The sequence below is a fragment of the Falsiroseomonas tokyonensis genome (assembly GCF_019024325.1).
Classification (GTDB): domain Bacteria; phylum Pseudomonadota; class Alphaproteobacteria; order Acetobacterales; family Acetobacteraceae; genus Falsiroseomonas; species Falsiroseomonas tokyonensis.
In genome coordinates, this window is record NZ_JAFNJS010000003.1 from 403687 (window position 1) to 427151 (window position 23465).

At 70.8% G+C, this 23465-nt stretch carries 23 protein-coding genes and 1 tRNA gene; 14 read left to right on the forward strand and 10 right to left on the reverse strand.

Annotation, left to right across the window (positions count from 1 at the left end; all coding sequences use genetic code 11):
- The first annotated feature begins 7 nt into the window (after positions 1 to 7).
- Entirely contained in the window at positions 8 to 382 is a 375-nt protein-coding gene (locus J3S20_RS12455) for a hypothetical protein (protein WP_216836797.1), read from the forward strand.
- Between the two features lie 30 nt (positions 383 to 412).
- On the opposite strand, the gene J3S20_RS12460 is transcribed toward J3S20_RS12455, so the two are convergent.
- From J3S20_RS12460 to J3S20_RS12475, 4 genes are all read right to left on the reverse strand, one after another.
- The gene (locus tag J3S20_RS12460) at positions 413 to 646 is read right to left on the reverse strand and encodes a hypothetical protein (protein WP_216836798.1); all 234 of its coding nucleotides are present in this window, start codon (positions 644 to 646) and stop codon (positions 413 to 415) included.
- Positions 647 to 767: 121 nt separating this feature from the next.
- Positions 768 to 1526 (reverse strand): SDR family NAD(P)-dependent oxidoreductase, encoded by a 759-nt coding sequence (locus J3S20_RS12465; protein WP_216836799.1) that lies wholly within the window; start codon positions 1524 to 1526, stop codon positions 768 to 770.
- Positions 1527 to 1528: 2 nt separating this feature from the next.
- Positions 1529 to 2302 (reverse strand): crotonase/enoyl-CoA hydratase family protein, encoded by a 774-nt coding sequence (locus J3S20_RS12470; protein ID WP_216836800.1) that lies wholly within the window; start codon positions 2300 to 2302, stop codon positions 1529 to 1531.
- A 61-nt stretch (positions 2303 to 2363) separates the two neighbouring features.
- Positions 2364 to 2831, reverse strand: a complete 468-nt coding sequence (locus J3S20_RS12475; RefSeq protein ID WP_216836801.1) for a MarR family winged helix-turn-helix transcriptional regulator — start codon at positions 2829 to 2831, stop codon at positions 2364 to 2366.
- Positions 2832 to 2946: 115 nt separating this feature from the next.
- Here J3S20_RS12475 and J3S20_RS12480 point away from each other — a divergent pair, with 115 nt between their 5' ends.
- The 5 genes from J3S20_RS12480 (at position 2947) to J3S20_RS12500 (ending at position 9152) form a co-directional block, all read left to right on the forward strand.
- Positions 2947 to 4722, forward strand: a complete 1776-nt coding sequence (locus J3S20_RS12480; RefSeq protein ID WP_216836802.1) for a feruloyl-CoA synthase — start codon at positions 2947 to 2949, stop codon at positions 4720 to 4722.
- Positions 4719 to 5945 carry a thiolase family protein gene (locus J3S20_RS12485; RefSeq protein WP_216836803.1) on the forward strand — a complete coding sequence of 409 codons (1227 nt, stop codon included), beginning with the start codon at positions 4719 to 4721 and terminating at the stop codon, positions 5943 to 5945. Before J3S20_RS12480 ends, J3S20_RS12485 begins: the two co-directional genes overlap by 4 nt.
- Positions 5945 to 6382 (forward strand): acyl-CoA thioesterase, encoded by a 438-nt coding sequence (locus J3S20_RS12490; protein WP_216836804.1) that lies wholly within the window; start codon positions 5945 to 5947, stop codon positions 6380 to 6382. Before J3S20_RS12485 ends, J3S20_RS12490 begins: the two co-directional genes overlap by 1 nt.
- 79 nt (positions 6383 to 6461) lie before the next feature.
- Positions 6462 to 7448: a Bug family tripartite tricarboxylate transporter substrate binding protein gene (locus tag J3S20_RS12495; RefSeq protein WP_216836805.1), complete on the forward strand. Its 987-nt coding sequence runs from the start codon at positions 6462 to 6464 to the stop codon at positions 7446 to 7448.
- 129 nt (positions 7449 to 7577) lie between these two features.
- Positions 7578 to 9152 carry an ArnT family glycosyltransferase gene (locus tag J3S20_RS12500; protein ID WP_216836806.1) on the forward strand — a complete coding sequence of 525 codons (1575 nt, stop codon included), beginning with the start codon at positions 7578 to 7580 and terminating at the stop codon, positions 9150 to 9152.
- Between the two features lie 252 nt (positions 9153 to 9404).
- Here the strand turns inward: J3S20_RS12500 and J3S20_RS12505 are convergent, their stop codons facing one another.
- Positions 9405 to 10307, reverse strand: coding sequence for an N-formylglutamate amidohydrolase (locus tag J3S20_RS12505; protein WP_379793642.1), 903 nt, complete (start codon positions 10305 to 10307; stop codon positions 9405 to 9407).
- A 133-nt stretch (positions 10308 to 10440) separates the two neighbouring features.
- Between J3S20_RS12505 and J3S20_RS12510 the strand changes: the two genes are divergently transcribed.
- The 6 genes from J3S20_RS12510 (at position 10441) to J3S20_RS12535 (ending at position 15264) form a co-directional block, all read left to right on the forward strand.
- Positions 10441 to 10515 (forward strand) — tRNA-Val (locus tag J3S20_RS12510).
- A gap of 45 nt (positions 10516 to 10560) precedes the next feature.
- Positions 10561 to 11568 carry a hydroxyacid dehydrogenase gene (locus J3S20_RS12515; RefSeq protein WP_216836808.1) on the forward strand — a complete coding sequence of 336 codons (1008 nt, stop codon included), beginning with the start codon at positions 10561 to 10563 and terminating at the stop codon, positions 11566 to 11568.
- Positions 11565 to 12359: a TIM barrel protein gene (locus J3S20_RS12520; protein WP_216836809.1), complete on the forward strand. Its 795-nt coding sequence runs from the start codon at positions 11565 to 11567 to the stop codon at positions 12357 to 12359. Before J3S20_RS12515 ends, J3S20_RS12520 begins: the two co-directional genes overlap by 4 nt.
- Before the next feature lie 70 nt (positions 12360 to 12429).
- Positions 12430 to 13431 carry a TRAP transporter substrate-binding protein DctP gene (dctP, locus tag J3S20_RS12525; protein WP_216836810.1) on the forward strand — a complete coding sequence of 334 codons (1002 nt, stop codon included), beginning with the start codon at positions 12430 to 12432 and terminating at the stop codon, positions 13429 to 13431.
- Positions 13431 to 13976, forward strand: a complete 546-nt coding sequence (locus J3S20_RS12530; protein ID WP_216836811.1) for a TRAP transporter small permease — start codon at positions 13431 to 13433, stop codon at positions 13974 to 13976. Before dctP ends, J3S20_RS12530 begins: the two co-directional genes overlap by 1 nt.
- 7 nt (positions 13977 to 13983) lie before the next feature.
- On the forward strand, positions 13984 to 15264 hold the full coding sequence (locus tag J3S20_RS12535; RefSeq protein WP_216836812.1) for a TRAP transporter large permease: 1281 nt from the start codon (positions 13984 to 13986) through the stop codon (positions 15262 to 15264).
- A gap of 96 nt (positions 15265 to 15360) precedes the next feature.
- Here the strand turns inward: J3S20_RS12535 and J3S20_RS12540 are convergent, their stop codons facing one another.
- The 3 genes from J3S20_RS12540 to J3S20_RS12550 form a co-directional block, all read right to left on the reverse strand.
- Complete coding sequence (locus J3S20_RS12540) at positions 15361 to 15885, reverse strand: hypothetical protein (RefSeq protein WP_216836813.1); 525 nt, start codon at positions 15883 to 15885, stop codon at positions 15361 to 15363.
- A 106-nt stretch (positions 15886 to 15991) separates the two neighbouring features.
- Positions 15992 to 16540, reverse strand: coding sequence for a carboxymuconolactone decarboxylase family protein (locus J3S20_RS12545; RefSeq protein WP_216836814.1), 549 nt, complete (start codon positions 16538 to 16540; stop codon positions 15992 to 15994).
- Positions 16541 to 16685: 145 nt separating this feature from the next.
- Positions 16686 to 17261, reverse strand: a complete 576-nt coding sequence (locus J3S20_RS12550) for a peroxiredoxin (RefSeq protein ID WP_216837056.1) — start codon at positions 17259 to 17261, stop codon at positions 16686 to 16688.
- Between the two features lie 128 nt (positions 17262 to 17389).
- Here J3S20_RS12550 and J3S20_RS12555 point away from each other — a divergent pair, with 128 nt between their 5' ends.
- A complete protein-coding gene (locus J3S20_RS12555; RefSeq protein ID WP_246602723.1) occupies positions 17390 to 18319 on the forward strand; it encodes a hydrogen peroxide-inducible genes activator in 930 nt (309 codons plus the stop codon).
- Positions 18320 to 18561: 242 nt separating this feature from the next.
- Here the strand turns inward: J3S20_RS12555 and J3S20_RS12560 are convergent, their stop codons facing one another.
- Positions 18562 to 19134 carry a DUF924 family protein gene (locus tag J3S20_RS12560; RefSeq protein WP_216836815.1) on the reverse strand — a complete coding sequence of 191 codons (573 nt, stop codon included), beginning with the start codon at positions 19132 to 19134 and terminating at the stop codon, positions 18562 to 18564.
- The gene (locus J3S20_RS12565; protein ID WP_216836816.1) at positions 19131 to 22058 is read right to left on the reverse strand and encodes an FAD-binding and (Fe-S)-binding domain-containing protein; all 2928 of its coding nucleotides are present in this window, start codon (positions 22056 to 22058) and stop codon (positions 19131 to 19133) included. The genes J3S20_RS12560 and J3S20_RS12565 overlap by 4 nt, the downstream gene beginning before the upstream one ends.
- 141 nt (positions 22059 to 22199) lie before the next feature.
- Between J3S20_RS12565 and J3S20_RS12570 the strand changes: the two genes are divergently transcribed.
- The gene (locus tag J3S20_RS12570; protein WP_216836817.1) at positions 22200 to 23384 is read left to right on the forward strand and encodes a pyridoxal-phosphate-dependent aminotransferase family protein; all 1185 of its coding nucleotides are present in this window, start codon (positions 22200 to 22202) and stop codon (positions 23382 to 23384) included.
- Positions 23385 to 23465: the final 81 nt, after the last annotated feature.

Sequence of the window (23465 nt, forward strand, 5' to 3'; positions counted from 1 at the left end):
GCGCAGCATGACGATGGATCGAAGCCATTCGGAGGGGCCGCAGCCGCTGGACCTGGCGGCGCTGGACCAGGTGGTCGGCGGCCAGGGCGGCGGCACGCAGATGCAGCCGGACGAAGGTGGCATGGGCGGTTCCCCCGGCTTCATCGGCGACGGCGGACAGGGCGGGCAGGGTGGCGACTCCGGCATGCTGTTCGGCTCCGGCGGCGCGGGCGGTATTGCGGGGCCTGGCGGCGAGGGTGGCGATGGCGGCATGTTCGGCGGCAGCGGTGGCGCCGGCGGCCAGGGCACTGGCGTCGGGGGAGAGGGCGGCAATGGCGGCGCGGTAGGCCTCTTGGGGCCGGGTGGCGCGGGCGGCGCCGGCGGTAGCGGCGGCCAGCCCTGAGCTGCGGCGGCCGCAGCCCGGCCGCCAACGTCAGTCGCCGATCGAGCCGACCAGCTTGCAGGCGGCGCCGACGCAATGGCCCACGGCGGTCACGCCATCCACCACCAGCCCGCCCAGCTGCCCGACCAGCTCCAACCCCGTTGTCGCATTGTCCAGCTGGGAGAGCGTGTCCCCGGCGGCCTGCTGCTCGGCGGCCTTGCGGGCGCGTTCCACCTGTTCGGCATTGTGGGTGGCGATGGACACGGCCTTGTCAGGCTCCATCATGCGGACATCCTTTCCTCCGGCGCTCCTGCGCAGGGGTTACGCTGGAGTCCAATGAAGGCGAAAGGGTGACCCGAGGGCGCGCGCCGCGAAGCGTGATGGTCACCGCCCCGGTGCCAGCCGGTCAGGCCGGCGGCAGCCGCAGCGCGCCATCAAGCCGGATGGTCTCCCCGTTCAGCAGGGGATTGGCGGCGATGGCCAGCACCATGGCGGCATATTCCGCGGGTTGTCCCAACCGCGCCGGGAACAGCGGCATCCTGCCCAGGCTCTCCCGCGCCTCCGGCGTCAGCGTGTCCATCAGCGGCGTGTGGAACAGGCCGGGCGCGAGCGTCACCACCCGCACGCCGAAGCGGGCCAGTTCGCGCGCCGCGGGCAGGGTCAGCGCCACCACGCCGCCCTTGGAGGCCGCATAGGCGCATTGGCCGATCTGGCCCTCATAGGCGGCGATGGAGGCGGTGGCGACGACCAGGCCGCGCTGGCCATCGGCGAGCGGTTCGTTGGTGGTCATGCGCGCGGCCGCCAGGCGCAGCAGGTTGAAGGTGCCGACCAGGTTCACGCGGATCACCCGCTCGAACAGCGCCAGGTCATGCGGGCCCTGGCGGCCGGCGACGCGGCCGGCCGGGGCGATGCCGGCGCAGGCGACGGCCAGGCGCAGCGGGGCGAGGCCGGCGGCGGCCTCCACCGCCTGGGCCAGCGGCGCTTCCTCCGCCACATCGCCCGCCACGGCCAAGCCGCCGATGCGCGCGGCCACGGCCTCCGCGGCCTCCCGGTTGATATCGACCACCACCACCTTGGCGCCGGCCGCGGCCAGCGCCTCCGCCGTCGCGGCGCCGAGGCCGGAGCCACCACCAGTGACGACCGCCGATGCGTCCCGAAGATCCATGATCAGCTTTCCCCCAGCCTGGCCGCCCGCTTCTCCAGGAAGGCGGCGAGGCCAGCCTGCGCCTCCGGCCCGGTCTGCGCCAAGGCGGCCATCATGCTTTCGACGAAGAGGCCGTCCTCCTCCGCCATGTCCTGGATGCGCGGCAGGGCCTGCAGCACGCCCATCACGGTCAGCGGCGCCATCTGCGCGACCTTGGCGGCCAGCGCCTCGGCCTGGGCCAGCGCGCCGCCGGCCTCCGTCACATAGGTCACCAGCCCGGCGCGCTCGGCGGCGACGGCGTCCAGCGCGCGGCCGGTCAGCATCATATCCGCCATCCGCGCCGTGCCGATCAGCCGCGCCACATGCACGCTGGCGCCGCCGCCCACGAAGATGCCGCGCGAGCCCTCCGGCAGGGCGAACAGGGCAGTGGGATCGGCCACGCGGATATGGCAGGCGCCGGCGAGCTCCAGCCCGCCGCCGACGCAGGCGCCGTGGATCGCGGCGATGGCCGGGATGCGGCCCGTGCGGATGCGGCGGAAGGTGGCGTGCCAGGAGCGCGAGTGATGAAACACCGCCTCCGCCGTGCGGGCGCCGTGTTCGGACAGGTCGAGGCCGGCGCAGAAGCAGGGGCCGTTGCCGTGGATCACCATGGCCCGCGCCGATGCCTGCGCCTGCATCACCGCCGCATCCAGCGCGGCCAGCATCGCGTCGTTGATGGCGTTGCGCTTGGCGGGGCGGTTCAGGCCGATCCAGGCGACGCGGTCCCGCAGCTCCAGGCGGACCAGCTCCTCGGCCATCGGCGTCTCCTGTTTGTTATGATGCATAACATTAGGCGCCGGTGCGGTGCCGGGCAAGCGGTCAGCCGCCGGCGATCCGGCGCAGCGCGGTCAGCAGGGCGGCGCGATCCGCGGGCCTCAGCCGGGCCGCCAGTTGGCGTTCGGCGGCGGCTTCCGCTTCCTCCCCCTGGCGCAGCAGCGCGCGGCCCGCTTCGGTCAGGCGCAGGCGGTTGGCGCGGCGGTTGCCCTCCTCCTCGTCGCGGCGGATCAGCCCTTCCTGTTCCAGCGCCGCGAGAAGGACCGTCAGGTTCGAGGGCTTGATGCGCAGCGCCTCGGCCAGCAGCGCCTGGCGGATATCCGGATTCGCCTCGACCAGCAGCAGCACGCCAAGCCGCCCCGGCGTCAGCCCCAGCGGGCCCAGGCCGCGCTGCAGCGTGTCGAAGCCCGACTGCTGGGCCAGGCGCAGCCAGAAGCCGAGCTTGTCGTCGAGCGGCGCGAGGTCGGTTTGCTCCACCCGCGGTTCGGCGGGCAGGCGGCGGGGCAGGGCCATGGCTTTCGCTTACAGGATTGCAGGTGATGCTTGGAAGAGCCCGCGCGCCATACTATTATGGTGCATAACAATGGATCGCCGGATGGGGTGCCGCTTCACGGCGTGGGAGGAAGAGATGTCCGCAGCCCGCCCGCCCATGGGCGCCGCCCCGGTGCAGATCGAAAAGCGCGCGGATGGCGCGGTGCTGGTCACGCCCCTGCCGCGGCTCGGCGCCTATCCGCGCAGCATGACGGAGCGGCTGGCGCATTACGCCGCCACGGCGCCGGATCGTACGCTGATCGCGCAGCGGCAGGGCGGCGGCGACTGGCTTCGGATCACCTATGCCGAGGCATGGAGGCGGGTGCAGGCGCTGGGCCAGGCGCTGCTGGATCGCGGCCTGTCGGCGGAGCGGCCGCTGGTGTTTCTCTCCGGCAATTGCCTGGACCAGGCGATGCTGACGCTCGCGGCGCTGCATGTCGGCGTGCCGGTGGCGCCGGTCTCCCCGGCCTATTCGCTGCTGGCCCGCGATTTTGCGAAGCTGCGGCACTGCCTGGCGCTGCTGACGCCGGGCCTCATCTTCGCCAATGACGGCGCGCGATTTGCGGAGGCCATCGCCGGCGCGGTGCCGGCAGGCATCGAGGTGCTGACGGCGGCCGAAATGCCCGCGCTGCTGGCCACCACGCCGACCGACTCGGTCGCACAGGCCGCCGCCGCCGTGCAGCCGGATGATGTCGCCAAGATCCTGTTCACCTCGGGGTCCACGGGGCAGCCCAAGGGCGTGGTGAATACGCATCGCATGCTGTGCTCCAACCAGCAGATGCTGCGCGAGGCCTTTCCCTTCGTCGCCGAAGAACCGCCCGTGCTGCTGGACTGGCTGCCCTGGCACCACACCTTCGGCGGCAACCACAATTTCGGCCTGGCGCTCTACAATGGCGGCAGCTTCTACATGGATGACGGGCGCCCGGTGCCCGGCGGCTATGCCGAGACTCTGCGCAACCTGGCCGAGATCTCCACCAGCATCCATTTCAACGTGCCCCGCGGATTCGAGGAGCTGGTGCACCACCTGCAGCAGGATGCCGCGCTGCGCCGGCGCTTCTTCGCGAAACTCCACATGATGTTCTACTCCGCCGCCGGCCTGCCGCAGCACATCTGGAACGCGCTGGACGCGCTGGCGCTGGCCGAGCGCGGCCGGCGCATCCCGATGTTCACCGGCCTCGGCGCGACGGAAACCGCGCCCTTCTGCCTGATCGTGCGCGAGGAATTTTCCGAATCGGGCGCCGTCGGCCTGCCCGCGCCGGGCATCGCGCTGAAGCTGGCGCCGGTCGCCGGCAAGATGGAGGCGCGGGTGAAGGGCCCCTCCATCACGCCGGGCTATTGGCGCAACCCGGAGGCCACCGCCGCCGCCTTCGACGACGAAGGTTTTTATAAGTTCGGCGATGCGCTGGTGCCGCTCGATCCCGAAGACCTGCACAAGGGGTTTCGCTTCGATGGGCGGATCACCGAGGACTTCAAGATGGCGACCGGCACCTGGGTCAGCGTCGGGCCGTTGCGCGCGAAGCTGGTGGCGGCGCTGGCGCCTTACGTGAAGGACGCAGTCATCGCCGGGCAGGACCGCGACGCGCTCGCCGCCATCCTGCTGCCGGAACGCGAGGCCTGCGCCGGCGTCACGGATCTTCCGGCGCGGCTGGAGGCGGGGCTGGCGCAGCTGGCGGAGAGCGCCACCGGCAGCTCCAACCGAATCACCCGCGCCGTGCTGCTGGATGCGCCGCTGTCGCTCGATGCCGGCGAGATCACCGACAAGGGCTCGATCAATCAGCGCGCCGTGCTGACGCAGCGTGCGGCATTGGTGGAACGCCTCTACGCCGACCCGCCCGGGCCGGACATTATCTGCCTGGCGGAGATCACGGCATGACCGCGCTGCATACCGAATGGAAGGACGCCTGGCTGCTCGCCGGCGCCCGCACACCCTTCGCCGATCTTGGCGGCGTGCTGGCCAAGGTCTCGCCAATCGACCTGGGGATCGCGGCGGCGCGCGGCGCCATTGCCAAGGCGGGGATCGACCCTTCCGCCATCGGCCATGTCGTCGCCGGCTCCGTCGCCCAGGCGAGCTTCGACGCCTACATGCTGCCGCGGCACATCGGCCTGTATTCAGGCGTGCGGATGGAGGTGCCGGCGCTGCTGGTGCAGCGCGTCTGCGGCACGGGGATCGAGGCACTGGTGCAGGGCGCGACCGCCGTGGAACGCCAGGGCGCCGGCCTCTCGCTCTGCGTCGGCTCCGAGAGCATGAGCCGCAACCCGATTGCCGCCTTCACCCATCGCACCGGCTTCGACCTCGGCGCGCCCGTGGAGTTCAAGGACTTTCTGTGGGAGGCGCTGGACGATCCAGCCTGCGGGTTGTCGATGGGCGGCACGGCGGAGGAGCTGGCGAAGCGCCATGCCATCTCGCGCGCCGAGGTCGACGCCTATGCCGCGCGGTCCTTCGAACGGGCGCTGGCGGCGCGGGAAGCGGGCTTCTTCGACGACGAGGTGCTGACCATCGCCAGCACGACCTTCGCGCGGGACGGCCTGCGCGACCGCGCCCTGACCCTGCCGCGCAAGGTGGCCGAACTCGCCGCCGACACGCATCCGCGTCCCTCTCCGGTGGAAGCCCTCGCCAAGATCAGGCCGGCCTTCGGCGGCGTGCAGACCGGCGGCAATTCCTCCGCCGTGGTCGATGGCGCCGCCGCCGCGCTGGTCTGTGACGGCGCCCATGCGCGGGCCCAAAGACCTCTCGCAAGACTGGTGGCGGCGACGGCGGTGGGCTGCCCGCCCGAGATCATGGGCATCGGCCCGGTGCCGGCGATTCGCGCGCTGCTGCAGCGCACGGGCCTCACGCTGGACCAGATCGACCTGGTCGAGATCAACGAGGCCTTTGGCGCGCAGGTCATGGCCTGTGCGCGGGAGCTGGGACTCGATGAGGACAGGCTCAACGTGCATGGCGGCGCCATCGCGCTCGGCCATCCGCTGGCTGCCACCGGCATCCGCCTGGCCGTCACCTGCGCGCGCGGGCTGCGCCTGCGCGGCGGCCGCTATGGCATCGCCTCCGCCTGCATCGGCGGCGGGCAGGGCATCGCGCTGCTGATCGAGGCCGCTTGATGATCCGCAAGCCCCCGGGCCTGATCGCCCGCCGTCCGCTGACCATCGAATGGGGCGATTGCGATGCCGCCGGCATCGTCTTCTACCCGCGCTACTTCGCCTATTTCGACGCCTGCACCGCCGCCCTGTTCCAGCAGGCGCTGGGCATGAAGCAGAGCGCCTGGGCGGCCGCGCATGGCGTCATCGGCATCCCCATGGTCGACACCCGCGCCAAATTCTCCACCCCCTGCACCTTCGGCGACGAGGTGGTGGTGGAGACCCAGGTCACCGCCTTCCGCCGTTCCTCCTTCGACGTCACGCACCGCCTGCTGCGGCAGGACGGCGCCCTGGCCGTCGAGGGTTTCGAGACCCGCGTCTGGGCCGGCCGCCACCCGGACGACCCGGCGCGCATCCGCGGCGTGACCATCCCGCCGGAGGTGATCGCGGCCTTCGGCTGAAATTCCGTTGGTGCCCGACAGGCAGCCGGGCATTCTTCATGGCAACAGGCGCAACGACGCCGCAGGAGGAGAGACCAAGATGAGCCTGACCCTTCCCCGCCGAGGCCTGTTGGGCCTGGGCGCCGCCGCGGCGACGGGCCTTGCCGCGCCCGCCTTCGGCCAGACCGTCAACCGCCCCGTCCGCGCCATCGTCGGCTTTCCCGCCGGCGGGTCGTCGGACGTCGTGGCGCGGCTCTATGCCGACAAGCTGCGCGGCATCTATGCGCCGACCGTAATCGTGGAAGGCCGCGTCGGCGCCGCCGGCCGCATCGCGGTGGAGGCGGTGAAGTCCGGCGAGCCGGATGGCAGCATCTACCTGCAGACGCCCGCCTCCATGCTCACCCTGCAGCCGCATGTCTTCCCGCGGGAGGTGCGCTACGACGCGCTGACGGACCTGGCGCCGGTCTCCACCGTCTGTTCCTTCCCCTTCGCCGCCGCCGTGCCGGCCTCCCACCCCGCGAAGACTTTCCCGGAGCTGGTAACCTGGCTGAAGGCGCAGCCGGGGGAGGTGCCCTTCGCCTCGCCGGCCGCGGGGTCTGCGCCGCATTTCCTGGGCGTCATGCTGGGCAAGGCGCTGGGCGTGCGGATGACCCATGTGCCCTATCGCGGCGCGGCGCCGGCGGTGCAGGACCTGGTCGGCGGGCGGCTGCCGCTGTTCATCGGCGTGCTGAACGACATCTCGCCCCAGCACGGCACCGGGGCGCGGATGCTGGCCATTTCCTCGCCGCAGCGGAATGCGCGCTACCCGGACCTGCCGACCTTTGCCGAGCTCGGCCATCCGTCGCTGACCAAGGATGAGTGGTTCGGCGTGGCGCTGCCGCCCCGGACGCCCTCGGCCATCGTGAATGGGCTGCATGCCGCCATCACCCAGGTGGCGCGGATGCCGGATATGGTCGCGGCGCTGGACCGGCTGGAATACCTGCCCACCGTCTCCGCAAGCCCCGAGGCCTTCGCCGATTTGATCCGGCGGGAGCGGGATGAATACGCCACCATCGTGCGGGAAAGCGGCTTCCAGCCGGAGAATTAGGCGGGCTGCCCCACCCCCGCCGCGCGAAAGCCATGGCGGGGGGATAGTGTGGCGCGGAAAGCGGGTTGCATCCGCGCGCCACCTTTGGGATGGGTGGCGCGCGGGCCCCTCACGCCCGCGTGAGAAGCCATGCCGGACGGCCAGAGCCTTTTCGTCACCACCCGCCCCGCGATGCGCCCCTGGATGGACGTCGCCTGCATCCTGCTGATCATGGCCGCCGCGGTGCTGCTGCGGCTGACCAGCTTCGTCCCCGCCGTGGTCGATACGGATGAGGGGCTGTACATGGTGCAGGCCCGGGAATGGCTGCAGGGCGGCTGGCCGCTGGTGGCCGCCTGGGACATGCACCCGATCGGTGCGCCGGCCATGTTCGCGCTCGCCTTCCTGGCCTTCGGCGTCTCGGTGGAGGCGGTGCGGCTGCTCGGCCTGCTCTGCGTCATCGCCACCGGCTGTGCGCTGTTCGGTGCAGCGCGGGTGGCCGGCGCCCCGCGCAGCGTGGGCACCGCGGCGGCCATCATCTATGCGGGGCATACGCTGCTGCTCAGCGGGCTCTGCACCAATACCGAATTGCTGATCGCGCCCTTCGTCACCACCGCCATGGCCATCGCCATCCATGGCGCGGCGCGGGCGCTGGGGCCGGCGCCCCGCGCGCCGGGCTGGGGCGCGCTGGTGGCCATGGGGCTGCTGGTGGGCTGGGCGCTGGTGGTGAAGCAGGTGGCCGTGCCGGCCGGCTGCCTGGCCTTCGCCGTGCTGCTGGGCCCGGCGCTGTGGCGCCGCCTGCTGCCCTGGCGGCGGGCGCTGGCCATGGCGGCGGCCTATGCCGCGCTCTGCGCCACGCCCTTCCTGGCCTTCCTGCTGGTCTATTGGGCGCAGGGCTGGCTTGCGGATTACCTGGATGGCTCCATCCTCGCCCCCTTCCGCTATTCCATGGAGCGGATCGAGCCGGCGGAGGCCGCGCGGCGCATCGGCGCGGCGGCGGTGCAACTCACTTTGGTCTTCCTGGCGGCGCTGGTGGCCCTGGCGCTGTGGCGGCCGCGCCGGACCATGGCGCTGCTGGTGGCGGTGGCGCTGGCCTGGTTCGGCATCGCCAGCCTGGCCATCGCCGGGCCTGGCTTCTTCTTCGAGCACTACTTTCTTCTATGGCTGCCGTCCCTGTCGCTGCTGGGTGCGGTCGGCGCCTGGCACCTGGCGCGGCTGGTGGCGCGGCCCGGCCTGGCGCGGCCGGTGCTGGCCGGAATGGTGCTGGTGCTGGCGCTGCAGGGCTGGGTGCCGGAGATGCAGGAAAGGCTGGAGCGCGGCCCTGGCCTGATGCATCGCGACCCGGTGCGGGAAGTGGCGGCGGCGGTGGCCGCGGCGGCCGGTCCGGGCGGGGATGCCTTCATCGCCAACTACCACACCAGCGTCTATGTCATTGCCGGCGTGCGGATCGCCACCCGCTTTCCCTTCCCGCCGCATCTGACCGGCTTCTTCGAGGATCTGTCCGATACCAGCACCCATGCGGAGCTGGAGCGCGTGCTGGCCGCCCGCCCGCGCGTGATCGTGGTGGATCGCGCCTGGATGCAGACCATGCGGCCGGCCGCTTCCGCGCAGGTGCTGGCGGCGGTGGAGGCCAGCTATGAGCTGGCCGCGACAGTGGCGGAGCGGCGTGGGCCGGTGGAGATCTATCGGCTCCGGGCGCCGGGGGAGACAGGCTCAGCGGGTTCTTAACCAACCGTTGGTTAACACCCCGCGCTTGGCGCATAGCTGCATTGCAACATTCCAGTTATGCTGCGCTGCAAAATCCCCCTTGCGGGCCCGACCCCTCCGCTCTAGATTGTGCATCGCAGCAACACGGCGTTGCCGGGTTGTCTGTCTTTCTTGGACGTTTCCTCCCTAAACTCGGCGGTCCCTCACGGGACCGCCTTTTTTTTCGCGCGACGTCCAGGCGGCGAAACGTGGGCGCGGTTCAGGGGCGGCGATTCAAGGGCGCAGGGCGGACCAGTCGGCACGGGCCAGGGCGGCGATCAGCCGGGCCAGGTCGCGGGTGAGGGCCTGCATGCCCGGCGCCCGCTCCACCCGCGCCTCGTTCATATAGAGGCTGCGCGCCACCTCGATCTGCAGCGCATGCACACCTTCCCGCGGGCGGCCGTAATGGCGGGTGATATAGCCGCCGGCATAGGGGTCGTTGCGCCGCACCCGATAGCCCATGCCGCCCAGCGTCTCCTCCACCAGGCGGGTGGCGCGCGGCGCGCAGGCCGTGCCATGCGCATCGCCCAGCACGAAATCCGCTGGATGCGCGCCATGCGCCGGATGCGCCGGCATCGAATGGCAATCGATCAGCAGGCAGCAGCCGAAGGCTTCCCTTGTTTCCGCGATCAGGCTCGACAGGGCCGCGTGATAGGGCTGCCAATAGCCCTGGATGCGCGCCTCCGCCTCGGCGAAGGCCAGCTTGTGGCGATAGACCGCCTCGCCGGAGGCAACCACGCGCGCGATGGTGCCGAGGCCGGCGCCGACGCGCGGGCTCGCGCTGTTCACCCAGGCGGGCAGGGGGCCGTCGAACATGCCGGGATCCAGCTCCCAGGGCTCCCGATTCGCATCGCAGAAGACCCGCGGGAAGGTCGCCGTCAGCAGCGGCGCGCCATGCGCGGGGGCGGCGGCGAAAAGCTCGTCGACGAAGCTGTCCTCGCTGCGGCGCAAGGCGGTGGGGTCCAGCCGGGCCTCTGCCAGGAAGGCGGCGCTGTAATGCGCGCCGCTATGCGGCGAGGCGAAGACCAGCGGCACGCTCTGCCGCTCCGGCCGCGCCACCTGGAAGGGCGGCAGCGCATCGGGCTGCCCAGTCAATGTGCCAGGCGGCTGTTCGGTGGCGGGAAGTGGCATGTCCATCTGCGGCAGGATCAAGCCACAGAGCGACCGGCATTGTCATCCCCGCTTGCCGTCCCCGCAGCCGGCCCGCTTGCTGATCGCGGGCAGGGGTTGCGCCCCGCTTCCCGCTTGGCTATTCCCGCCTTCCCTGGATGGGCGCGTAGCTCAGCGGTAGAGCATCGCCTTGACACGGCGGGGGTCACAGGTTCAATCCCTGTCGCGCCCACCATCCAGCCTCCTTCTGGCCGTCTCCGGTTGAGGCCTGGGAACCGGCATGGCATCTGAGATAATCGCGCGACCAAAGGGCCTGCTGCTGGTGCCGCCCGATCGGTGGGCGCAGCTCTGCCCGCCGGTTCTTGCGCAGCGACTTGCCGGGCTGATCGATGCGCCCCCCGCGGCGGCCGTCTGGCCGGATGCCGAAGCGCTGCGGCCGGTGCAGGTGCTGGTCACGGGATGGGGCACCCGCCCGTTGGATCCGGCGCGACTCGACAACATGCCCGCGCTGCGCCTGATCGCTCATGCTGCCGGCACCGTGAAGGCGCTGCTGCCGGCGGAAGTCTGGCAGCGCGGCATTCAGGTGACCAATGCCGTGGCCGCCAATGCCGAGCCGGTGGCGCGCTTCACCCTGGCGATGATCCTGCTGGCCGCCAAGGATGTGCTGGCGATCCGCGAGGCTTATCGCCGCGACCAGGTGCGGCGGTCCCGCGCCATCGACTGGAACGGCATCGGCCAGGACGGCCGCGTCATCGGCCTGGTCGGCGCCAGCACCATCGGCCGCAGGGTGGTGGAGCTGCTGCGCCCCTTCGGCCTGCGCCCGCTGCTGCACGACCCGACGCGCCCGGCGGCCGAGATCGCCGCCCTGGGCGCCGAACCGCGCGCGCTGGATGACCTGCTGGCCGAGGCCGATATCGTCAGCCTGCACGCCCCGCTGCTGCCCGCCACCCAGGGGTTGCTGGACGCGGCCCGGCTGGCCCGCATGAAGCCCGGCGCCACCCTGATCAACACCGCCCGCGGCGGGCTGGTCGACCAGGCGGCGCTGGTGGAGGCGGTAGCGGCCGGCCGCATCAAGGCCATCCTGGACACCGTGGACCCGGAGCCGCTGCCGCGCGGCCATCCGCTCTATACCCTGCCGGGCGCCTTCGTGACGCCGCATGTGGCCGGCGCCATGGGCACCGAGGTGCCGAGCCTCGCTTCCCTGGCGATCGAGGAGATCGCGCGCTGGCGTGCCGGCGCGCCGCTGCGCCATGCCGTGCCGCCGGCGGAGCTGGACAGTCTGGCATGAGCCTGGCCCTTACCCCCGGCCTTTGCAGCGTCACTTTTCGCGGCCTGGCGCCGGAGGAGGTGGCGGCGCTGGCGGCCGAGGCCGGGCTCGGCGCCATCGAATGGGCCGGCGATGCGCATGCCCCGCCCGGCGACCTGGCGGCGGCGCGGCGCTGCGCGGCGGCCTGCGCGGCGGCGGGGCTGCGCGCCGTCTCCTACGGATCCTATGTCGAGGCCGGGGCGCCGGGGGCCGCGATCGGCCCGGCCTTGGCCTCCGCCCGCGCCATGGGGGTGCGCCACTGCCGGGTCTGGGCCGGCCGCCGGGGGGTGGGCGCGGCGGCGGCGACGGCCGCGGCAATCGAAGATTGCGCGGCCTTCCTGCGGGCGGCGGCGGGACAGGCCGCGGCCGAGGGCATGTCTCTCTCCGTCGAGTTCCACCCCAACACCCTGACGGATACGGTGCCCGCTGCCCTGGCCATTCAGGCGCAGGCGGCGGCGCCGAACCTCTACACCCTCTGGCAGCCCGATTTCGCGCGCGACGATGCCGCCGCTGCCGCCGCCGCGGTGCGGGCGCTGGCCGATCCTCTCTCCCACCTGCATGTCTTCGCCTGGCGCCCGGACAAGCGCCGCCTGCCGCTGGCCGAAGGGGCAGCGCTGTGGCAGGCGGCGCTGGCGGCGCTGCGGCCCGGGCGCTGGCAGGGCGAGCGCTTCGCCTTCCTGGAATTCGTCGAACGCGATGCGCCGGCGGCGCTGCTGCGGGATGCGGCGGTGCTGCGCGCCTGGCTGGGGCAGGATCGCGCCCCGAACGGTTGACCCGCGCGACGCTCTGCCGTCATGGTCCGGCCCAATCAACACCGGTCCAACCACGGAGGAGTCTCGCGCCATGCGCCGCCGCCACCTGCTCGCCGCCGCCCTCGCCACGCCGGCCCTGCCGCGCCTCGCCGCGGCGCAGGCCGCCGTCACCATGCGCCTGTCGCACCAGTTCCCACCCTCGCACCACAATGCGCGCGTGATCGCGGCCTTCGCCGAGGATGTGAAGGCGCGCAGCAATGGCCAGGTGGAGGTGCAGGTCTTCCCGGCCGAACAGCTGGCCAAGGCCGGCGAAAACTTCCCCGGCGTGGCGCGCGGCGCCTTCGAGGCCGCGGCGGCGGTGAACTTCCAATGGGGCACCACCATCCCGGAGATGAACGCGCCGACGCTGCCCTACCTGTTCACCGATATCGCGCGCATCCGCCGCTTCCCCGGCAGCGACGCCGCGAAGTTCATGGAAGGGCTGCTGGAGCGCCGCGCGGTGCGCAACCTGATGTGGCTCTACACCACGCGGCAGAGCATCTTCACCTCCAACCGCAAGCCGATCATCAACCTGGCGGACTTCCAGGGCCTGAAGATCCGCGGCCTGAACGCGCTGACCGACCATGCGCTGACCGCCGTCGGTGCCGCGCCCTCCGCCATGCCGGGGCCGGAGGTGTCTCAGGCGCTGCAATCGGGGGTGCTGGATGCGGGGCTGACCGATATCTCCGCCGCCGTGTCGCGCCGCTACTATGAGATCCAGAAGTTCGGCACGGTCGCGCCCTATTTCTCCGTCATCAGCCATGTCTATGTGAATCCGCGCTGGTGGAACGGGCTGAATGCCGCGCATCGCACGGCGATCGAGGCTGCGGCCCGCAAGGCCGAGCAGGACCAGATGCAGATCACCGAGGATACCGCGACCGCCGCCCTGACCACGCTGCGCGAGCGCGGCATGACGGTGCATGAGCAGACGGCGGCGGAGGCCGCAACCTGGCAGGCGGCGATGCAGCCGCCGGTCATCGCCGCCTTCAACCGCATGGCGCCGGAAGGCGGCCCCCGCGCGGTGGAACTGCTGCGCGCCATCCCCGCCGCCTGATGCAGACGCTGGAGCGCGCCGTCGCCCTGGTGGCGCGCTTCGCCGGCGCGCTGGGCGGCGTGCTGACCCTGTGCTGCGTGGCGCTGGTCGGCTACGCCGTCGGCATGCGCTACCTGCTGGGCCAGCCGGAGCCCTGGACGGACAAGGTGGCCGGCTGGCTGGTGGTGGGCGTGGTGATGCTCGCCTCGCCCGAGGCGCAGCGCCGCTTCGAGCATATCGGCGTGGATATCGCGCGGAACCGCCTGGGCCCGCGGCTGGTGCGCGTGGTGCACCTGATCGGCACGCTGTCCGTCGCCACGGTGGCGGCGCTGCTGCTGCAGGCGGGGATCGAGACGGTGGAGTTCAGCCGCATGGTCGGCATGATGACCGACCTCGAGGGCATTCCCGCCTGGTGGATCCAGGCGCTGCTGCCGGTGGGTGCCACGCTGCTGCTGCTGGTGGCCGCCTGCCAGACCCTGCTGCTGCTGCTGGGCAGGGACCCCGCCTTCCTGCCGGAAGAGACCGGCGACGAGATCCCGCGCGACCCCCTGGCGCGGGCGGAGTAGCGCGCGCGTGACCTTCTTCCTGCTGCTGGGCGCGCTGATCGCCCTTCTCTGGCTCGGCATGCCGATGTTCGCGGCGCTGTTCCTGCTGCCGCTGGCGGTGCTGTTCTACGTGGAAGGCGCGGTGCCGGCGCTGGGGGAAATGGTGATCGGCAAGCTGGACGGCTACCTGCTGGTGGCCATCCCGCTGTTCATGCTGATGGCGCATATCATGGTGCGCGGGAAGGTCGTGGACGACCTCTACAACGCGGCCTTCGCCCTGCTGCGGCGGGTGCGCGGCGGCGTCGGCATTGCCACCGTCGCCGCCTGCACCATCTTCGCCGCGATCAGCGGCAGTTCGGTCGCCACCGCGCTGACCATCGGCAAGATCGCGATCCCGCAGATGCTGCGCTACGGCATGTCCCGCCGCGGCGCCTTCGGCGTGGTGGCGGGCGGCGGCACGCTGGGCATCCTGATCCCGCCCTCGGCGCCCATGGTGCTCTATGCCTATGTGACGGAGACCTCCGTCGCCGCGCTGTTCCTGGCGGGGCTGGTGCCTGGCCTGCTGATGGCCCTGATGTTCGCCGCCTACTGCTTCATCACGGAAGGCCGCGCCGTGGTGCCGGCGGATGAGCCGGTGCCGGAAGCGGTGCATCTGGCACTCGCCCGCGCCGGCTGGTCGCTGTCGCTGCCGATCTTCGTGCTCGGCGGCATCTACCTCGGCATCTTCACGGCGACGGAGGCGGCGGGCACCGGCACGCTCTATGCGCTGCTGATCGCGGCGCTGATCTACCGCACCCTGTCCTGGCGCGACCTGGTGCATGGGGTGCAGGAGGCGACGCGGACCTCCGCCATGCTGCTGCTGATCATCGCCGGCGCCGCCATCTACGGCTACATGCTGACCAAGCTGCGCGTGCCGCAGGAGCTGACGCAGCTTGTGGCCGATCTCGGCCTGTCGCGCACCGGCTTCCTGATCGCGATGATGGTGCTGCTGTTCCTGCTGGGGCTGGTGCTGGAGAGCTTCTCCATCATCCTGCTGACCATGCCGGCCATCCTGCCGCTGCTGGGCACGCTCGACATCGACAAGGTCTGGTACGGCATCCTGCTGACGCTGAGCCTGGAGATGGCGCTGATCTCGCCGCCCGTGGCGCTGAACCTGGTGGTGATCAAGGCCATCACCGGCGCGCCGCTGGCGGAGGTGAACCGCTCCATCCTGCCCTATATGCTGATGCTGGCTTTTGGGACCGCGATGCTGATCGCCTTTCCCGAGATCGCCCTGTGGCTGCCGCGGGTGGCGGGGTATGGCGGGTAGAGCATTTTCAAGCCTTGCGGCTTCGCAAGGCGACTCGGGAAATGCGTTGAAACGATAAGCTGGAGCCGTTTCACCGTCGGTGAAACGGCTCCAGCCTTAGCCCTTCGGGGCGCGCGGGGCCGCTGCGGGCGCCTCGCCGGGGCGGGCGGCGGTCACCTGGCTGCCATTGCCGGTGAAGGTCACGATCATCGTCAGGTTGCTGCGATCGGTGGCGCTACAGGTGGCGCGATGCCAGGTGCGGCCATCGCGCGACATCTCGATCTCGCAGCTTCCCGTCACCTGCTTCGCCGCGCTGCGGCCGGAGACGGAGGTATGCATGCGCGCAAGGTCCAGGATGTAGCGTTCCCGCTGCGGCTGGCTGTCGCTGCGCCCCTCGAAGCCGATGGTGACATTGGCGCCGGACTGCACCGAGATCAGCACCGCGCCATCCTGGTGCTGCACATAGACCAGGCCACTGGAACAGGGGCGCGGGTCGCCATTGACGCGCATCTCGCAGCTGCCGGGCGCGCCGATGACCAGGCGCGGCGCGGGCTGGCCCTGCGGCGCTGCCGTGGTCTGCGCCAGGGCGCCGCCCGATACCAGCAGAAGGCCGGACAGGGCGAAAGGCAGGATGGGTCGCATGGCTCGTTCCTTTCCGCGGCGCCGGCTTGCGGCGCATCCGCGGAAAGAACGGTCGGTGGTGGCCAGGGCTGCGAAGCGCCCTGGCACGCTTGCGTGAAGCTGCGCCTCAGGCGGCGGCGCGCAGCTCGCCGGCCACCGCATCCTCGGCATCGAGCGTCGCGGCCGTCGCATGCACCACGGCGGCGATGCGGACCGCGGCCTGCACCTGCTCCTTGCTCAGCCCGCCATGCAGCACGATCTTCTCATGGCTTTCCATGCACATGCCGCAGCCATTGATGGCGGAGACGGCGAGCGACCAGAGCTCGAAATCCACCTTCTCGACGCCCGGCTTGGCCATGACGTTCATGCGCAGCTTCGCCGGCATGCTGGCATAGTCGCCGCCCACCAGGTGCGTGAAGCGGTAGTAGACGTTGTTCATGCCCATGATGGCGGCCGCGGCCTTGGCGGCGATCAGCGCCTCCGGCGACAGCTGCGCGCCGAATTCGGCGACCAGCGCCGCGGTCAGCTCCGCGTTGCGGCTGGCAATGGCGGAGGCGACGAAGGTGCCGGCGCGCTGCTGCTGGTTCAGCACCGGCTCGGAGGCCAGAGAGCCGAGGTTCAGCTTCAGGTCCTTGGCGTATTCGGGAAGACGGGCGCGGATGGCTTCGAGGGACATGGGGGAGGGACCTCATCAAAGGGAGCCACGCAACTTTCCCGCGCCAAAGGACGCGGGAAAGCGGGGGGTCTACGGGGGGCTGACTGCCCCCCGTTCGGCCGCGGCGGTAGGGTTGGCGTGGCGGCTACCGCTGTGGCCGAAAGAATCAGGCGGCCTTTTCGAACAGCTCCTGCGGCTTCAGGACATCCTTGCCCTTCTCCCAGTTGCAGGGGCACAGCTCGTCGGTCTGCAACGCGTCCAGCACGCGCAGCACTTCCTGCGGGTTGCGGCCGACATTCAGGCCATTCACCGCCGCCCACTGGATCGTGCCATCCGGGTCCACAATGAAGGTCGCGCGCAGCGGCACGCCCTCGTTCTTGTCGAGGATGCCGAGCGCCTCGGACAGCTCGCGCTTGGTGTCGGCGAGCATCGGGATCTCGAGGTTGCGGATGTCCTCGTTGTAGACGCGCCAGTTCAGGTGCACGAACTCGCTATCCGTCGAGACGCCGTACAGCGCGGCATCGCGATCGGCGAACTCACCGTTCAGCTTGCCGAAGGCGGCGATCTCGGTCGGGCAGATGAAGGTGAAGTCCTTCGGCCAGAAGAACACGACCTTCCACTTGCCGGCGTCCGTCGTCTCCGTGATCTCGGTGAAGGACTTGCCCGGGCCCAGCAGGCCCTCCTTGCCGCCCTTGACGGCGGTGAGCTTGAAGGCCGGGAACTTGTCGCCAACGGTCAGCATGCGGTGGTCTCCTGGGGAGGATTTTCGCGAGACGCGGTGCGGCTTTCGCCGTCGCGGCGCCTCTATGGCGCAGTGCAGCAAAGCGTGCCAATGAATAGTTTTCCAGCTTTCAATCGGTTTCATCGATAATGCTGCTCCCCAGCCCGCAACAGCTTCGCTACCTGGTGGCTCTCGCCGACCACGGCCATTTCGGCCGGGCGGCGGCAGCCTGCGCGGTCACGCAATCCACCCTCTCGGCCGGACTCATCGCCCTGGAACGGCAGCTGGCCGCCGGCCTTCTGGAACGCGGCACCGCCGTGAAACGCCCGGTCTTCACGCCGCTCGGCCTCGAACTCGTCGCCCGCGCCCGCACCGCGCTCGCCGCCCTGGAAGCCGTGGCCGAGACCGCCGCCGCGGCGCGCGACCCACTCTCCGGCCCGCTCCGCCTCGGCGTCATCCCGACCATCGGGCCCTTCCTGCTGCCCCGGCTGATGCCGGCCCTCCGCCAGGCCTACCCCCGCCTCCGCCTCTGGCTGCGGGAAGACCTGACGGACCGCCTGGTGGCCGGGCTGGAAAACGGACGCCTCGACCTGCTGCTGCTGGCCCTGCCCGCCGCCGGCACCATGGAAACGCTGCCCCTCGCCCAGGACCCCTTCCACGTCGCCCTGCCGCGGGACCACCACCTGGCCAGCCGCGACTCGGTGCCCATCTCGGCCCTCGCCGGCGAACGCCTGATGCTGCTGGAAGACGGCCACTGCCTGCGCGCCCACGCCGAAGCCGCCTGCGGCCTGCCCCGCGGCATCGCCAGCAACAGCGACGAAGGCTTCGCCGCCACCAGCCTGCACACCCTGGTGCAAATGGTCGCCGGCAACCTGGGCATCACCCTGCTGCCCCAACTCGCCCTGACCGGCGGCATCCTGGGCGACAGCCCCGTCATCACCCGACCCCTGGAAGGCTCGAACAGCCCCGGCCGCATCCTCGCCCTCGCCTGGCGCCCGCGCAGCCCACGCGCAGCGGAATTCGCCGGGCTCGCGCCAGCCGTGGCAGCGGCGCTGAACGAGGGGGTGGGGCACGGGTGATTTGCAAGGAGGGGCGCTGCCCCTCCCTGCACCCTCCCCGCCAGGAGGCAGTGGCCTCCTGGACCTCAGGACCTTTGAGCAGAAATGGAGAGGGGGCCCGAGCGACCGCATGATCCGCGGTCCCGCTGGCCCCCTCTCCATTCCTGCTCATGATTCAAGGGTTCCAAGGGGCCACTGGCCCTTGGCAGGGGGTGCAGGGGGACAGCGTCCCCCTGCAATCACCCGCGCCGCGCCCTCTCGTTTCAGAACCCGCCCCCGGCGGCGAGCCAGGCGGTTTCCGCGGGGGTGCTGGCGCGGCCGAGGGTGGTGTTGCGGTGGGGGAAGCGGCCGAAGCGTTGGATGACGGCGCGGTGGCGCCAGGCGTAGTCGATGACGCCGTCGGGTTTGGCCATGGCGGGGTGGTCGCGCAGGCCTTCGAAGAGGGCGACGGAGAGGTTCTGGTCGGCCAGGGATTCGCTGTGTTCGAAGGGCAGGTAGAAGAAGCTGCGTTGGGTGGGGGTGGCGGCGAGGTCCTGGCGGCGGGCGAGGGTGGCCTGGCGGGCGATGCTGCGCGCGTGGGGGTCGCTGGCGAAGGCGTCCGGGTGGCCGCGGTGCAGGTTGCGGGGGAATTGGTCGAGGATCAGGAGGAGGGCGAGGCTGCCGTCCGGGGTTTCGGCCCAGGAATCGAGGGCGCCTTCGCGGGCGGGCACCAGCAGGTCGCCGAAGTGGGCGCGGATGCTGGCGTCGAAGGTCTCGTCCTTGGTGAACCAGGCTTTGCGGAAGGTGTCGGGGCCTTCGGAGAACCAGAAGGCGAGGATGTCGTTCGGCTGGGTCATGCCAGGGACATGTCGAGAAGCCGGATGGAGTGCAAGGCCGGGCGTTTTGCCAGGTCCGCGATCTGGTGGCGGCAGGAGGTGCCGTCGGCGACGATGAGGGCCTCTGCGCTGGTCTTGCGGATATGCGGCAGGAGGGAGAGTTCGGCCATGGCGATGGAGGTCGGGAGTTTCTCGGCATCGTAGCCGAAGGCGCCGGCCATGCCGCAGCAGGAGGAGGTGATGGGGGTCACCTTCAGGCCGGGGATGCGGGTGAGGGTGGCGACGGCAGCGGGGAAGTCGCCGACGGCCTTCTGGTGGCAGTGGCCGTGGATGTGCGCCTCCGCCCCGATGGATTTCAGCTTCAGCGGCGCCTTGGTCTTGGCCAGCCATTCGGAGACGAGCATCGCGCGCGCGGCGAGTTTCTGCGCGGCCTCGCCGGGGAGCAGTGACAGGAACTCGTCGCGCAGCGTGAGCAGGCAGGAGGGTTCCAGGCCGAGCACGGGGCTGTCCCAGGCAGAGAGCGCGGTAAGCGTCCGCTGCGCCTCGGCGCGGGCCTGGGGGACCATGCCGGCGGCCAGGTAGGTGCGTCCATCGTCCAGCGGGCGCGACCCGCGCGCGGGGCGCGCCACGGCGGGATCGGCGCCGGCGGCGCGCAGGACGCGGATGGCAGCCCGCAGATTCTCCGGCTCGAAGTAGCGGTTGAAGAGGTCGGGCAGCAGGATGACCTCGTTGGCGCGGCCGTCCGGCGCGCGCAGCTCGGCGTCATGGAAGGCGTCGCGGCGGAAGCGGGGCAGGGTGCGGCCGGCGGCGAGGCCGGTGAGGCGCTCGGACAGCTTCGCCAGGCCGGGGATCAGGTCGCGCGCGTTGAACAGGATCGGCGCGATGGCGGCGAAGGGTGCCCAGCGGGGCATGCTGGCGATCAGGCGGTCGCGCAGGGCGATGCCGTGCCGGCGGCCGCGGGCATGGGCGGCCTCGATCTTCATCTTGGCCATGTCGACGCCAGTCGGGCATTCCCGCTTGCAGGCCTTGCAGCCGACGCAGAGGGACATGGCTTCCTCCACGTCGTCCGAGGCCAGGCCCTCGGGGCCGAGCTGCCCGGTCAGGGCGAGGCGCAGCGTATTCGCACGGCCCCGCGTCAGGTGCTGTTCCTGCCGCGTGGCGCGGTAGGAGGGGCACATGGCGCCAGCGTCGAATTTCCGGCAGGTGCCATTGTTGTTGCACATCTCGACCGCGCCCAGCAGGCCGCCGGTCGTATCCCCTTGGGGGCCTGCCCAGGCGGACCAGTCGAGCGCCGGCTGCACGGCGGGATCGGCCGCGTAGTCCGGGCCGTAGCGGAACAGCGTCCGGTCATCCATGCGCGGCGGATGCACCACGCGGTTCGGGTTCAGCAGGCCGTGCGGCAGGTCTGCGGTGCCCGGATCAAAGGCGTCCTTCACCGCTTCGAAGGCTTTGACGATGCGGGCGCCGAACATCGGCTCGTGGAACTCGGAACGGACGATGCCGTCGCCATGCTCGCCGGAATGGCTGCCCTTGTATTCGCGCACCAGCGCAAAGCATTCCTCGGCAATCGCGCGCATCTTCGTCACGTCCTCGCCCGACTTCATATTCAGCACGGGGCGGACATGCAGGCAGCCGACGGAGGCATGGGCATACCAGGTGCCCTTGGTGCCGTGCCTGGCAAAAACGTCGTTCAGGCGTTCCGTGTAATCGGCGAGGTCGGCGAGGGGGACGGCGCAATCCTCGATGAAGGAGACCGGCTTTCCGTCGCCCTTCATGCTCATCATGATGTTGAGGCCGGCCTCACGCACTTCCGCGACGCGCGCCTGGAATCCCGCATCGGTGATGCGCACGACCTGGCCGGGCAGGCCGAGGTCGCCCATCATTTCCTCCAGCCGATCCAGGCCCTGCAGCAGGGTCGCATCGTCATGGCCGTGGAATTCGACGATCAGCAGGCTGTCCGGCTCGCCGATCAGGATCTGGTCGATGGTGTCGCGGTAGATCGGGATGGAGCGGCCGAGGTCGATCATGGTGCGATCGACCAGCTCCACCGCCTCGGGGTCCAGCGTCACCAGGTGCTGCGACGCCGCCATGGCCTGGCGGAAGCTGGGGAACTGGCAGATGCCCAGAACCTTGCGCGGCTTGATCGGCCAGAGCTTGAGGTCGAGCGAGGCGGAGAAGGCCAGCGTGCCCTCGCTGCCCACCAGCAGCCGCGCCAGGCTGCCGCGGCCGGCGGCACGTCCGGCCGGGGTCAGCGCATCGAGGTTGTAGCCGCCGACGCGGCGCAGCTGGTCGGGGAAGCGGGCCGCCACCTCCTCCGCCTCCCGCGCCCCGATGGCGCGCAGTTTTGCGACGAGGTCGGCGACACTGCCGGGCACGTCCGGGCCGAGATTTTCGGGAATGTCGCCGAAGCGGAAGCGGCTGCCATCGGCGAGGATCGCGTCGATGGCGCGGACATTGTCGGCCATCAGCCCGTAGCGGATGGATTTCGACCCGCAGGAATTGTTCCCGGCCATGCCGCCGATGGTGCAGCGCTGCCAGGTGGAGGGATCAACGGGATAGAATTTGCCCGAGCTCCTCAGCGCCTCGTTCAGCGCGCCCAAGGTGATGCCAGGCTCCACCGTCGCCGTGTCGCCATCCACGGACAAAACGCGGCGAAGATGCGGCGTGCAGTCCAGCACCAAGGCGCGGTTCACAGTCTGGCCGCACTGGCTGGTGCCGCCGCCGCGCGGCAGCACGGGCACGCCTTCTTCCCGGCAGATCGCCATGGCGGCGGCGACATCCGCCGCGCTGCGCGGCACCAGCACCCCCACCGGCATCATCTGGTAGATCGAGGCATCGGTGGCGTAGCGGCCGCGATCGGCGGCGGAGAACAGCACCTCCCCCTCCGTCTCCCGCTTCAGGCGCTGCGCGAGGCGGCTGTCTGCGATCCCGGTGCTGGCATTCATGAGGCGTCTCCCATGCCCCCGATGTAGCGCGGGTCGGCACGGCTGTCCGATCTATAACGCTTATCAATTCCACAAGGGTTACTCATTGGCGGAGGGCATTGCTGGAGGTTAGATGGACCCAATCGAGGGAGCACCGCCGCCATGGCCTATTTCCAGTCCAAGCCGAATTCCGGCCGCCATTTCCTGCAGATCCCCGGCCCCTCCAACGTGCCGGACCGCATCCTGCGCGCCATGGACCACCCGACGATGGATCATCGCGGCCCGGATTTCGGCAAGCTTGGCGCCCAGGTGCTGGAGAAGGCCAAGGCGATCTTCAAGACGAAGTCCCATGTCATCATCTACCCCGCCTCCGGTACCGGCGCCTGGGAGGCCGCGCTGGTGAACACCCTCTCGCCCGGCGACCGCGTGGTGATGTGCGAGACCGGCTGGTTCGCGCATCTGTGGAACGAGATGGCGGAGCGCCTCGGCATCGTCGCGGACTTCGTGAAGACCGACTGGCGCCGCGGCGCGGATGTCGAGGCGATCGAGCGCAAGCTGCGCGAGGACAAGTCCCACGCCATCAAGGCCGTCTGCGTCGTGCACAACGAGACCAGCACCGGCGCCACCTCCCGCATCGCGGAAGTCCGCGCCGCCATCGACGCCGCGAAGCACCCGGCGCTGCTGCTGGTGGACACCATCTCCGGCCTCGGCTCAATGGATTACCGCCATGATGAATGGGGCGTCGACGTCACCGTCTCCGGCAGCCAGAAGGGGCTGATGCTGCCGCCCGGCCTGTCCTTCAACGCGATCAGCGCCAAGGCCATCGAGGCGAGCAAGTCGGCCAGGCTGACGCGCAGCTTCTGGGACTGGAAGCCGATGCTGGCCGCCAACGCCACCGGCTATTTCCCCTACACCCCCGCCACCAACATGCTCTACGCGCTGGACACCGCCTGCGACATGCTGCTGGAGGAAGGCCTCGACAACGTTTTTGCCCGGCATGACCGGATGGCCGAAGCGACGCGGCGCGCCGTGCGGCATTGGGGGCTGGAGGTGCAGTGCCAGGACCCGCGGCACTATTCCAGCGTCCTGACGGCGGTGCGGCTGCCGGAGGGCCACAGCGCCAATGCGCTGCGCGCGACTATTCTGGAAAAGTTCAACATGTCGCTCGGCAATGGCCTCGGCCAGCTGAACGATCGCGTCTTCCGCATCGGCCATCTGGGCGACATCAGCCCGCTGCAGCTGGTGGGCGCGCTGGGCGGCGTGGAGATGGGGCTGCGCGCGGCCGGCGTGCCGCACCAGGCGGGCGGCGTGCAGGTCGCGATGGATTACCTCGGCGGGAACGCCTGACCCCAAGGGGCATCAGGGGGCTCATCACGCCTTCGGCATGATGCACGCGGGGGTTGCGCCCCCGCCTTGGCCGCATGCCAT